The organism is Maribacter sp. Asnod1-A12, from assembly GCF_045063735.1.
In the GTDB taxonomy this organism is placed as follows: domain Bacteria; phylum Bacteroidota; class Bacteroidia; order Flavobacteriales; family Flavobacteriaceae; genus Maribacter.
In genome coordinates this window covers 16,633-30,134 of record NZ_JBEFNZ010000006.1, presented here as the reverse complement: position 1 = coordinate 30,134, position 13,502 = coordinate 16,633, and the positions used below count along the sequence as shown (strand labels likewise).

General features: G+C 33.8%; 9 protein-coding genes. 2 read left to right on the top strand and 7 right to left on the bottom strand.

All coding sequences use genetic code 11. From position 1 onward, the window contains the following. Positions 1–57 precede the first annotated feature (57 nt). From ACJJVP_RS00145 to ACJJVP_RS00135, 3 genes are read right to left on the bottom strand one after another with little or no spacing between them, the layout of a single operon-like run. Entirely contained in the window at positions 58–1,599 is a 1,542-nt protein-coding gene (locus ACJJVP_RS00145) for a glycoside hydrolase family 2 TIM barrel-domain containing protein (RefSeq protein ID WP_405409810.1), read from the bottom strand. Further along, complete coding sequence (locus ACJJVP_RS00140) at positions 1,580–2,827, bottom strand: hypothetical protein (protein WP_405409807.1); 1,248 nt, start codon at positions 2,825–2,827, stop codon at positions 1,580–1,582. The genes ACJJVP_RS00145 and ACJJVP_RS00140 overlap by 20 nt, the downstream gene beginning before the upstream one ends. A gap of 1 nt (position 2,828) precedes the next feature. Continuing rightward, on the bottom strand, positions 2,829–5,918 hold the full coding sequence (locus ACJJVP_RS00135) for a hypothetical protein (RefSeq protein WP_405409805.1): 3,090 nt from the start codon (positions 5,916–5,918) through the stop codon (positions 2,829–2,831). A 285-nt stretch (positions 5,919–6,203) separates the two neighbouring features. Here ACJJVP_RS00135 and ACJJVP_RS00130 point away from each other — a divergent pair, with 285 nt between their 5' ends. Then, complete coding sequence (locus tag ACJJVP_RS00130) at positions 6,204–7,370, top strand: response regulator (RefSeq protein WP_405409803.1); 1,167 nt, start codon at positions 6,204–6,206, stop codon at positions 7,368–7,370. Between the two features lie 114 nt (positions 7,371–7,484). Further along, on the top strand, positions 7,485–9,731 hold the full coding sequence (locus ACJJVP_RS00125) for an FUSC family membrane protein (RefSeq protein ID WP_405409801.1): 2,247 nt from the start codon (positions 7,485–7,487) through the stop codon (positions 9,729–9,731). A gap of 10 nt (positions 9,732–9,741) precedes the next feature. On the opposite strand, the gene ACJJVP_RS00120 is transcribed toward ACJJVP_RS00125, so the two are convergent. The 4 genes from ACJJVP_RS00120 to ACJJVP_RS00105 all read right to left on the bottom strand — a co-directional run bounded on the left by ACJJVP_RS00120 (position 9,742) and on the right by ACJJVP_RS00105 (position 13,449). Beyond that, a complete protein-coding gene (locus ACJJVP_RS00120; RefSeq protein WP_405409799.1) occupies positions 9,742–10,368 on the bottom strand; it encodes a CatA-like O-acetyltransferase in 627 nt (208 codons plus the stop codon). Between the two features lie 91 nt (positions 10,369–10,459). Continuing rightward, on the bottom strand, positions 10,460–11,596 hold the full coding sequence (locus ACJJVP_RS00115) for an SMI1/KNR4 family protein (protein WP_405409797.1): 1,137 nt from the start codon (positions 11,594–11,596) through the stop codon (positions 10,460–10,462). Positions 11,597–11,815: 219 nt separating this feature from the next. Next, the gene (locus ACJJVP_RS00110; RefSeq protein ID WP_405409795.1) at positions 11,816–12,664 is read right to left on the bottom strand and encodes a hypothetical protein; all 849 of its coding nucleotides are present in this window, start codon (positions 12,662–12,664) and stop codon (positions 11,816–11,818) included. Positions 12,665–12,858: 194 nt separating this feature from the next. Beyond that, positions 12,859–13,449: a GNAT family N-acetyltransferase gene (locus ACJJVP_RS00105; RefSeq protein WP_405409793.1), complete on the bottom strand. Its 591-nt coding sequence runs from the start codon at positions 13,447–13,449 to the stop codon at positions 12,859–12,861. Between the last annotated feature and the right edge of the window lie 53 nt (positions 13,450–13,502).

Sequence of the window (13,502 nt, the reverse complement as noted above, 5' to 3'; positions counted from 1 at the left end):
GTTAGTATTTGAAGGCTGGTGTGGTAACCAGCCTTTTTTTTGTACCTAAATTTTATCTTATTTATTCTTTATAGCTAGTTCATAGTAAGATGGCTTTTTATTACCTAAAGAATCCAAGCAACCAAAGAAGTGTTGCTTTTTTGTTCTCCAAGGTAGGCTACCGGCAACGGAGCTTGGTACTTTTTCAAAGTCATAAAGTGTCCAGAATAAAAAGGGAATGTTCCCATCTTCTAAATACCCTTGCATTTCTTTATAATAAGCGGCTTGTTTTTCGTCCGAGCCTGAAAATAAGCTCCACATACCATCATAAGAAGAGTCTCCGTATTCCTGTAAAACAATAGGTTTATTTGGAGTTAAATACCTTAATACCTTATAAGATTCTAAAAAGTACTGTGGCTTTTTGTAATAGTGAAATGAAATAAAATCAACTTCTTTAGATAGATTCAAGGCAGCCTCTGGGTTAGACCAACCAATGGTTATTGGGTTTTTAGTATCCCAATTTCTAATTTCTAAAATCAATTGATTTAGCCACTGTATTACATTATCCTTACCACGGGAATCAAAATCTAGATCGGGTTCGTTTTTTATATCCCACCCTAAGAGCGCTGGGTGGTCCTTTACTGCATTTACAATGGCTTCTGCATGTCTGTGTGTCAATGTCCAATTAGATATATCGTAATCACCATAAAAATCGAATAGGGTTATGAGGACATCCAACTTATTATCTTCTGCTTTATCTAAAAGTTTCTTTAAAAGTTCCAACTTTTTGGCATCGACCCTATTTTTTCCAAAATCTTCATATTGAATAAATACACGAATTGTATTTAATCCCATTTCACTAATAATTTGAAAATCATCATTGATTATGGTATCGTTAAAACGCTTTCCAAAAGTGTCCCAAGGGGAGTCTTTTGGATAATAGTTTAGACCTCTTTGCTGTTTTATTTTTTCAAGTTTAGCCTGTATGTTTTTCTTTTCTACATTAGAAGTGTCAATTGGGTTTGGTATCTCTTTTAAGTGCCTAATTCGCCAAAATCCGTCCTCTAAGAGCATCATTACTTGGTAACTAGTAGTGTCTTTTTCTTTAAAAAGGAGGGTTTCACCTTCATAGGTTTCTTGGTACTCCTCTACATTATAGTCTTTAAACACCACCATAGTGCCATCTGCCGTGTAAAAATCTAATGCGGGATTATGGTTTAGGGTAGTGCGCTTGTACCAATGGTTATTCTTTACATTCAAATCAATATTATCATATAATCTAACCCGTGCACTGTCAGTATAAAAATCTTCTATACCGTAACGGTCATTTTTCTTGAATGCAATATTTCTAACATGCCATGCATTCATATAATCATTGGTAATCTCTCCTAATGCTTGCTCTTCCATTGGTCGCCCTGGATTGTCAATATTTAACCAGTTAAGATTTGGCTTATAGACATCATCCATAGGCACTTCTAAATGGAGCATAGAGGTTTTATCTGCACCGGTATTCATAAATGCCCAGGCAGCTCCTATACCATATAGAATAAGTCCGTTGATAGCCAAAAAGGTGACTATTAACACAGTTCTGTATAATGTTTTATTTAACTGTATCGCCATGTATATTCTTTGTAAATTCTTTAGTGATCCCTGCAGCGGTCAATTTTAATATATAGTCGCCCTCTTCAAGAAAATGCTCGCCTAAGAAAATATTGGATACTCCGTTTTTAGATGTAGTTTTTTTGGTGTCTATAAATTCTCCATTGGCATCGTATATGTCTAATTGTAATAGTAATCCGTCAGGAATCAGTTGTTTCATAAAACTTTCAAACGGACCAACATCAATATTTCTATTTCCTTTAGAAAAATGTACGGCGTAGTCTTTTATCGCAGATTGGAATTCAAATTTTGTGGTATTACTTTCAGCGGCTCCTGTTACAAAAGCTTGTACCTCCCATATGGCAGCTTTGTCCGGGTGTAAGGTTTTAGCTTCTGCTACACCGTTAATAGTGGTGCCAATGGTATATAAATATTGGTCTTTTTCATTTTTGATTACAAAAGTTACCAGTGTGCCATTTGTAACTGTATTGCCAAACTCATCTTTTATAATATCTGATATAAAGGTTACAATTTGGTTGCCATCAGCAAAATTATGGGCACTAGAACTGCTAATTGAAAAGTTGACTGCATTTGCAGGGTATACAATGGTTGCCAATTCTTTAGAGGTGGTGCCATTACATTCTGATGTTACTAATATTCTACCGGATTTTAAGGTAGAGGCTACATTATACCATGCAATAAAGCTTTCTGTCGTTATTTGTAATTCATCAATATTTTCTAAAAATTGATATTTAACGGTAACCTCTGTGCCGTCATCCAAAGGATTGTCATAAGCATCTGTAGGTGAGATGGTCAACATAGAGAAATCATTTCTACCTGCTGTTACACTACGGGGACCAAAATATGATTCTACATACGTAGCCTTTGGTGCATTTGTGGCAATAGTATGCGTGCCTTCTTCCAACACCTCGCCATTTAAAACCAATTTCCAATTGAAAGGACCGGCAATTCTAGTAAAGTTTTTAGGAATGCTAAATTCAATGTTATCCGTTTCTTTTTCGTTGGAGTCTAGTAACACACTACCATAAGCATTTTTAACATGTAATTTATAGGTTTCATTGGGGGATTCTGTTTTGAAGGATATGTTGATAGTATCACCTGCAATACTATTTTTTACTTGCGATAGTAGCTCAGTTTGGGGTATATAGGTTTCCTTGGGCTGTTCTTCTTTTTTTTCTGAACAACCAAATAGTACAAGACTTAAAAGTAGTATAATGGTGTTGCGCATACTATTTTGGATTACCTATATAACTGTTGATCTCAAATTTTATAAACTCATATCCTTTTCCTTTAAAGGGTTGGGTTTGCTGTTTGCCGTGTACCAACTTTCTATTAGGGAATAATTTATCGGCAATTGCCTTATTGGGTGAGCCATTAACAAAGCAGTTTTCTAAACTACTGCTAATTACTTCTAAGCTATCTAGTTCTAATGGTTTATAATTAAAGAATTGCTTACGTTGAATTCTAACCCCTTCGGTTACAAACTTATGATCTACCCAAAGTAGTTCGCTATTTTCATCGTAATAAGATATAATCAATTGCGGAATGGTTACTTCTTGCACGCCTGAATTAAACAAAACACCATTAAAACCTTGTTCCGTGTATTCTAAGTCTTGCAAAGCAACATGCTTATATAAATCTGTGTTTGCAGTATTACCCGCAGATTGTAGGTTGAATTTTGTGGGTTGTTGTTCAAAGCTTACAGGGGTAAATTGGTCAGGATCAAACGTTGGTGGTAGGGTGTCTTTTGTAGACGACCATGCTATGCCTTCAAAGTTAATTTTAAAGGTCGTTGTTTCTTTTGGCATCAACTTATGTTTTATCTGATGCTTGGCATTGTAATTCGCTAATTCCTTATTATCATCATTATATAACGTGGCTTTAATTACAATATCTGCTGGGGTATTATCAACATTTTGTAACTCACCAATTATACTATACTGTCCTTTGTATTTGACCAATTTAGCCGATAGAATTTCTAGAACAGGTTGTTTTAGCACATCTTCATGATAGGTTTCTTGGGTGGTGATTTTTCGTCTACCATGATTATAATAGGTGGTGCCATTGGCAGTAAATAGTTGATCTGGTGGTATGTCATTATCGACCTTTAATGATTTTACGTACCACTTATTCTTTCGTTTTACCAGTTCATAAAATTCATTGTTGAATACATTCTCCAAAGGGGTGATCCAACGTGTAGCAACTTTTGCCTTTGCGCTATTTTCTGTTTCATCATAAATTTCTATGCCTAAGGAATCTAATTTTGCATACGAGCTTAAAATACCATCTGTAACCGAAACCTCTAGCATATACTGGGCAATATCAATATTTTCCTCAGGGTCAATGTAGGAGTGCGCCCTGGAAAACTCCTTGAAATCTAATGCGTCATAGTAAGATTCCACCACATTATTGGGTGAAAGCTGGGTAACGTTTTTTACATAAAAAATATACATGCCATACCCCATACATACCAGCACAAGTAATGCCCACCAGTGCGAAAAGGTCAATAGTTTTGATGGAAATTTATTATATGGTAGTTCTAATTTCATGAATGAATGAACCGGTACTTTTCTAGACTTTAACAACCGGACCCATATCATCTGAATATTGACAAAAATGGAGATGAGTACGGTTGATAGCGGAATGATACCCCACATAATTTTCATTATAGTGGGTACATCTTGCTTAGGCATTATTTGCGGTATGGGTGCCACGTTTAGCTTTTCCCAAACCATAATTCCGTTTTCTAGTTGCTGCAGTCGTTGCCAGCCACAGTAGTATAGAATGGGGTCATAGAACTTATCGTTAGAGAATATATATTTTAAATTATATTTTTCTGGTACGGTCAAGAACTGTTGTAATGAACCAATACCTTCAACACCTCTAAATTTAGAGTTTTCTATACGTTCTATTGCCCTTGTTGTTAGTTCTGGTAATCGGCGTGCGGAGTGATAATTCCCATCAACGGTCATTGCCCTAGTCTGTGCAGAAAGCCATGCCATTTGATCGCCAAAACCTAAAGGTAAATATCGCCAAGAGTCATGTGAATCTGCCCCAAGAAAGTTAACAATAGGCAGCATTTTTATTTTAGCGGGTTGTGAGGGTCTAAAGTAACCAAGCGTCATGGTAAATATTACCATAAACAACATACCACCAGCAATTAAGCCACCTAGTACTCTATGATATACGCCACCAAATTTTTCTTGAATTAAGGTTTTTAGATCACCTTCCACCATCCGGTATGCAAACTCTGCGAATAGGGGAAGCGCCATAATTGTCGCCCACAATGTGAATCTATCTAGAGTAAGAATATTAAAGGCCATTTCCCCTAACATCATACGTGGTATCGGGGTTGTACCACCTGTACCTAGTATTGTCAATAGTGCGAAAGATAATCCGAAGAATACATATCTTTTACTAAAATATCGGTAAAAAAAATAGGGTAGAATAAATAGAAAAACACCCCAGGGAATGATGAAAAATACAAGTCCTGATGAAGTTATTTCCAAAAAGTTATCTCGCGAACCATGCGGAATCGCAACTTGGGTAATGGGGTTTCTTTTAGAATTGTACCAGTAGGGGAAAATACAGAATACAAGTAAAAATATTGCCGTACCGCCAAACTTGGCAATACGCCAAAAATGCTGTAATGTGGTACCCCAGAAGACCTTAAATGTTAGAGCTTTGTAAGATGCTACTTTTTCTCTAGCAGCATCCATTACCGCCATACCCATTAATGGAGCGATAAAAAATACCATCCCAAAAAGGGGAGTTACATGGTGAGATGTAACGGTTACCGCAAGCATAGTCGCCGAAGTAATAAAGTAGCGTGTTTTACCAGTTTTGATCCATAAATATATTTCGGTCATGGAATGAAGCAAAATGGATAGTGCCGATATACTGGGTAATTGTCCAAAAATATGAAGGGTCTCAACGAATGTTGAAGAGAAAACAGCCATTACAGCGCCGTAACCTGCTATTCTTCTACTACCGGTCATAAGCAGGGTATACCTATAGGCACCGGTAATAAATAGAACTATGGCTATTAACGCAACAGTATACATGCCAAATTTTAGTCCACCGATGTAAGAGAGTATACCTATGAGTTGATGTACCAATGGTGGATACGACTGTACCGTAAAACCAGTATACCATCTATATTCCCAAGGATCAAACCAACTACTGGCATAATGATCAGCAAAAAATAAATGAATTAATGCGTCATAAGTAGATTCTAAGGTGAAGAAAATCGCAGAACCATGAAAAGCGAGCCCTACAATTAAAGCTAGTATTAAGAGGGTGTTGGTTTTTTTTTTCAAAGGTTAGATTAGAATCAAATTCTACATAAAGGTATTAAATATATAAGATGATGATTACAATTAAAAGGGAATACTTTGAATTTTAATAATAGATTACCTACAATATTATTAGCGATTTTTTAAAAATTAATAAAAATTGAGGCTGTTTGTTTTTAAAGTTGTAGTAGTCGAATATTATAAACCACTCGTCCACAGCAAATAACCACCCACCTTATTTAGATAAAATCTTGAGTTTTGTCAAGTAAATTTGTTGGGGTAAACTATAAAGTAACCAAAACTTAACTTATGAAAATTCTAGCCATAGATGACCAAAAACTTATTCTTCTTTCTGTAGAAAAACGATTAACAGAAATAGGTTATGAAGTTAAAACGGCCACTTCAATTGAAACGGGGATAAAACTATATGATTCTTTTAAACCAGATTTGGTATTGTTGGATATGAATATGCCAGAGATGTCTGGATCTGAAATGGTGTCTTGTACCGGAACAGAAGTAGTAAAATATATTCGAGTTTTTATGAAAAAAAATACTCCGATCCTTGTAATGTCTGGAAATACAGATGAGTCGCTTATCATGCAGAATTTTGATTTAGGTGTTAATGATTACATGAAAAAACCAATTAGCCTAGATGAAATGGCGGCTAGAATAAAAAGAATTATCGGTATACCTGCTAGTAAAGGGATGACAAGAACGGTTTTGTCAGATACTCGAATTTTACAGAAAAATTGTGTTGGTGTGGTAATACCCTGCTATAATGAAGAAGAGCGACTTTCAAGCGAAGAGTTTAAGAATTTTGCCCACAAAAACTTAGGTTATCACCTTTGTTTCGTTAATGACGGTAGTAATGACAACACATTGGCGGTATTAGAAAAGTTAAAACAAGAAAACCCTGCGAATATTAGTATTTATAATTGCAAGCAAAATGGTGGAAAAGCAGAGGCCGTTAGACAAGGAATTTTACATTTGGTGAAAGATGAGCAACTTGATTATATTGGCTTTTTAGACGCAGATCTATCAACAGATTTCAGGGATTTCGATGATTTGGTAAAAACAATCGAAAGTTCTGACTTTAAAATAGTAAGTGGTTCTCGAATATCAAGAATGGGAGCTAACATTACGAAAGAATCGGCACGTAAGATTATTAGTTTGACGATTAATCTTATCATTCAAACTATTTTAGGTATGCCTTTTAAGGATACCCAATGTGGTGCAAAAGTTATGGATCGTGAGATTGCCTCTCAAATGTTCAAAAAGAAATTCGTTACTAAATGGTTGTTTGATGTGGAGCTATTTATGAGAATGAAGAAATATTTTGGTAAAACTGAAGTAAAGAATATGATTTGCGAACAACCTCTGAAAAGATGGATACATGCAGATGGCTCTAAATTATCTATGAAAGATTCCGTTAAAATTGTTGGTCAATTAGCTCAAATCGCGGTGCATTATAGATAAATTCTTTTAAAATTAAGAATTACCATTTCAAGTTTACAAAAGTGCTGAGATTTAGTTATATCGGCACTTTTTGTTTTTATAGTGCTCAATTCTTCTTACTGCCAAAGCGTATCTTTGCGATATATAAAACAGGTGTTGAGCAAAATTCAAAAATATATTTCTGGTTCTTTTAAAGAGCTCTTACAATATTTGGGTAGTACCAATTTTTCAAAGTCGGTACTTACCGTAATTGCTGTAATTACACCTTTGTCGATTGGTATAACTACCGGATTTGCTGAAATTGGTGTAGCCGTTTGTTTTGGGGCTTTTTGGTGTAACCCCAGTGATGTCAATGGTAGTCAGAAGCATAAAATTTACGGTATACTTTTCTCGGCAGCTTTAGTAATGGTCGTAAGCTTTATTGGGGGTTATTTACACTATTCTACTTGGTTTTCTCTTATAATTTTAGGTGTTGTTAGTTTTGGCATTTCTTTAATTTCTTCTTATGGTTTTAGGGCGTCGCTTATAAGTTTTTCTGGACTCTTAGCTTTGGTCTTAAGTTTCGCCCACATTCCAGATAAATTAAATGTTTATGAACACGCATTGCTGGTCGGGCTTGGTGGACTCTGGTATTTGACTTTATCACTCTTGTGGTTCAAAATAAACCCTAAAGGGCAGACCGAAGAAGTTTTATACAATACCATAGGTAATACTGGTAAATTGTTGAAAAAGAGAGGAAAGCTGATTAATAAAAAAGCTAATAGAAAAAAATTGCAACAAGCACTTTTTTTAATACAAAGTGAACTAACAGATCAACATGAAACCCTTCGTGAAATTCTTATTCATTCTCGTAAGAATACGGGTAGATCAACCTATAATGGAAAACGAGTATTGGTATTAGGCCAATTGATAGAAATGTTAGAAACTGCAGGTGCCAACCCGGTAAATTACACGAAGATGGATGAGCAGTTTACAAGGTATCCAGAATTTACCAGGCTTTTTCAAAATACGGTTTTTGAGATGGCAATTCAACTTCGATCGATTTCTGAAATCGGAAATAAACCCAGTCATTTACCTAAGCATGATGAGCTTACCAATCACTTTGAAGAGTTACGAAATAAGATTTCTATTCTAGGTACGGTAAAAGAAGCGAAAGCCTATGAGGCTTTTATTATGTTTCAGAATTTGTTGGAATATCAAGAAAAGCAATTCGATAAGCTTAAAAGAGTAAAGTGGTTATTAAGTGATCACGATGTAGCATCTGAGGAGTTTATAGATAAAGAAATTCTCAAACGATTTTTGATTTCACAAGATTATAGTCCACGAATATTGCTAAGAAATCTTAGTTTTCGATCTACTATATTTCGTCACTCTCTACGTTTGGCAATTACGTTGATGATCGGTTTTGTTTTGGGTAATATATTTTCGTTTCAAAATCCATATTGGATTTTGTTGACGATTATTTTGATAATGAGACCGAGCTATGGACTTACCAAAACCCGTTCACAAGACAGAACTATTGGTACTATTATTGGTGGAGTCATTGCAACCGTAATTGTTTACCTAGTACAAGATATTTATGTGTACGCGGCACTTGCACTGATCTCATTTATTATAGCACTCTCAATGCTGCAGAAGAACTACAAACTTTCGGCAATATACGTTACCCTTAGTATTGTATTCATATACGGCATTTTACAGCCCAATGTCATGACGGTTATTCAATACCGAATTTTAGATACACTCGTGGGTGCGGGTTTATCTTATTTAGGTTTTTTGTTTTTATGGCCTAGTTGGAGCTTTCAAGAAATACAGAACGATGTTACCAAGAGTGTTGAAGCTAACAGAATGTATTTGTCTAAAATTTCAGATTTTTATATTAACAAAGGTAATGTGCCTACAAGCTATAGATTAGCACGTAAAAATGCTTTTTTAGAAACTTCAAATTTGAGTTCGGCATTTCAGCGTATGACACAAGAACCACATTCAAAACAAAAAAATCTGAATAAAATATATGAGCTAGTAGAACTGAATCATAACTTTTTATCATCTCTGGCATCATTGAGTATCTATATTCAACATCATGCAACCACAGAAGCATCTGAACGATTTAATAGTATTGTTTATAAGATTGATGAAAACCTTAATTTGGTAAAGCAATCTCTTTCTAAAGGTACTGCAAATGATGAAGAACCAAATTTCGAAGAGGTAGGTTCGTTTGAAAAACAATTGCCAAAGTTCGAATCTGAGAATGTGAATTTAAATGCAGCAGATAATAATACGCTTAAACGAAATCACCAAGAAGAACAATTGATCTGGGAACAGTTACGTTGGTTATATTCTTTAAGTTCTACTATGTTGAAATTGACATCAAGTTTATAACGTGTTTGCCCTAATTCTCAAACATCAATGCTTGAAGCTTTTCAAAGAATTGCCCAACATGTAAACCATCCATTAAACCATGATGTACGTGAACTGATATTGACATCATTTGTTTATCATTTACATCGACCATTTTACCAAAACTTATTTTTGGGCAACTATCAGGAAAATCATAGTGTCTTGCATGAGATAGTGAGGTGAAATCTACCCAAGGTAAAGCAGAAAAATGAATTACATTTTCTCCAGATAGTGCTGGCATTAGACTATTAGAGTTTCTGACTTCTTCAATTCTAGGGCTCGCTAAATCGCAAAATGTTTTAAAGTCTTTATGGTAATCAAGATAAGAAAATCCAAAAGAGCCGTTTTCACGATTTATCGTTGGTGATGCATTTATAGTTTCATATTCAAAAACTTTTCCATCTACAATTCTATACCTAAATGGTTCTATCGTATTGACTGCTACCAGAGTCTTATGTAGGTAGTATAAAAAAAAAGAATAGCCATTCTGTTTTGAGATTTTGTAGGCTAACGTACAATCAATCTTAGCGGTTATGCCGAAAAATGGTTCGCTGAACTTAGAGAAAAATTCGAAGTGATCTTTTCTATACCATTCTTTAATGTTTAATTCTTTACGCATTGTTTTGAAGTGTTGGTATTCGTATTTGGTTTTAAAGTGTGAAGTTGATGGATAGCTTTTTAAGTTTTAATAATATGCTGAACGTTTAAATCTAAAATCCATTATTCATAACATCTTTACCATCGATCCATTGTTGTAAAAAATCTTTCATGTCTTCGGCAATGAATCTTATTTTGGTTTCATCAGCACCAAAAGCAATAATCTGACCTGAAGATCCTTTACTACCAGGAGCGTAATCTATAGCTATAAAATTACCGCCTGCCGTGCTAAAAAATGGAACCCAAAAAGGGTTAGTATACATACCTATTGTTTTTCTACCGTCTGGGTGGTTATTTCCTGTTAAATCAGAAAGCATCCAATTAGGGTCATCATATATGGATTTCCAATTTTTCCATTCTTTAAGAATTTCTTCAGCTGTTAAAAAGCCGGTATTTTCAATTCCTGAATGGTAGTGTAATAAGGTTTTTAATTCTTTAGGTAATGAATAGCCAGCCAAAGACTTAAAGTCATTATAGACTTTTTCGTTATTTGTCGGGGCATTTGCTTTTAGATTTTTTGTACTTATAAGTGTATTAAATAAATTTTGTATTTCTACTTCGTTTAGATTTGCACCACTATGATCTTTATATTTTTTTAAGTAATTCTGTTTTTCTTTGGCAATCTTAACTTCATTATACTGTCTAGGTGCTTTTTTATATAGATAGTTGCCAGTATTTTCATAAGGTCTTTCATCTACCATCATTCCAGAATTCACCCATTTTATAGAATATTGGCCTTTACCAAGTGTTAACAGAAACTGAGGGTTTTGATTAAGTTCTGGCTGTCGTTCAAATTGACCTTCAGCTTTATATTTTTCTACTTTTTCATATTGCTTTTTAAAAATGATATCCATCCATTGATTAAAATAAGCATTGCCAGATAATCGAACAGCTACTATATTTTTGTTGGCCAAATAGGCAAAAGCATCATAAGGTGATTCTTTTATATGTGGAGTAATTATTAGTAGTTTAACTACGCTAGCGCCAAGTTCATTTGATAATTGTTTTAAAATAATATCTCTAAACCCTAAGGTGTTATAAGACCAATGTGACCTTTGAGAAGAGCCGTTTTTTGAGTTGTCGTTAACATACGGTTCAGTTATCTGATTTAAGCTAATAGCATTAAAAGTGATGTCTTCAAAAGACATTTTTTTTATCTTGTTGTCAAAAGGTATAGCCTTTACTTCCATTTTTTTCGTGCAATTGGTTGTAGCGAATATTAAAATCAAATAATATAAGTATTTCATTTAAAGCATTGGTGTTATAAACTTGATACTTAATTTAAGAACTGTTGCTTGAAAAATAAGTGTTTATTTTTTATCCAAGAAGTAAAAATTGAAATAGCATTAATTTAATAAATATGCTATAGCACATTAAACTGACCTTTTTAGAATTCGATTGTTGAATTATTATTGTTTTACCAGATTATCGTTTTCATTAAATTCAATACTTTTTGACTGTAGATAATCCCATATTTCTATTGAACTTCCTGCTTGGGCAAGTTTTAAAAAGTCATCTTGAGAAATACAGTAGGTTAAAAATCCTTCAAAATTAGATTCTGGAATAAGAAAACTATCTAAGATTACTTTTTTAGAAAATTTATCGATGATATTTTTTTTCAATACTGTCTTTTCATCACGTTTTACCATTTCCTCTAACGATTTAGTTCTTCCAGAAACTTTGTTCATGATTTTATGAGTATTTACTTTAATAGATAAACCAACGTAACTCAAAATTTCATTTAGCTTCCCGTACTCATCCATTGTTTGCAGGCTTACATACTTTCCTCTATCAGCTTCTTGCAATAATCGTTCGCTTTGGGTCATTTTGGTGACATCTGCATTTTGTAAACCTATCGAATATGACGTTACTGTAGGCTCTATTTGCAACCTGTCTATATCTCTGTAAATATCTCCCGTTAAATTATAAGGGGTTACCGTAACTTCATTTAAATCAATAATATTGTCAATGAGCTGTATAGTTATTAAGCTACTTTTCATATGAGATTGGCTAATTACTATTTCTTTTGGCAAGTATTGCACTGCAGTAATACGTATTGAATCATTTAGCTTCACTTCTATAGAGAATACCCCTAAAGAATCTGTAATGGTAGATTTTTTAGAATTTAGATTTACCACTAAAACGTTGCTTATATCATTTTTAAGACTAGTAACCTTACCATTGAAGGAACTGTAATTTTCTTGACTGAAACACGATAGCGAAATGGTTAACAATAATAGAGATAATTGTTTATGCAATAGCTGAATTTTGGTTTAAAAATAGATCGTATTTTTTTAAAAAATGAAAAATTTTAGTTAAATGTAACATGTTGATTATGAACAGGTTTAATTTAAATTTTATAAAAAGTACTACGTTATTTTAATAGTTTAAAACCCATATAAGCCAATTTAAAAATAGTAGGTCAGTTTATGTGTTAAAGGTTTTGAGTACATTAAAATTCATTAAAATATTTATTTTTTAATGAACACCAATCTTCTTTAATTATACTGAAATAGACATCATTTTTACTCTTGCCATTTTGATCAATATAATTATTCCTGAAAATTCCCTCTTTTGAAGCTCCTAGTTTTTCAATAGCTTTTTGCGATCTTAAATTTTGTTCATCTGCACTGAATTGTATTCTTCTGAATGCAATACTTTCAAATCCGAATTTAAGTAACGCGTATTTGCAAGCTTTGTTTAGACCGGTACCTTGAAATTCTTTTCCATACCAGGTCCAACCGATTTCACATTTCTGGCTTACTTTATTTATGTAGCCATATCTAGTGCTGCCTGCAACACGATTATTTTTCTTGTCAATGATAATAAAGGGGTGGCACACGCCATTAAGTTTGTCTTTAGCTGTTTTTGCTAAATAGTTATCAAAATCTCTTTCGGTTTTCATGCACATACCCATATATTTCCAAATATCATCTTCGAAAATTATTTCTCTCAGTTCTTGAACTCTTTGATTATGAAAAGGGAGTAGAAGTACCCTTTCATTTTCAAGTTGAATATCAGTATTTAAAAGGTTCGTGTACATTTAATTTAATGCTTTATCAAATCTTTAAATATATGATATGTAGGTCAGGGGAG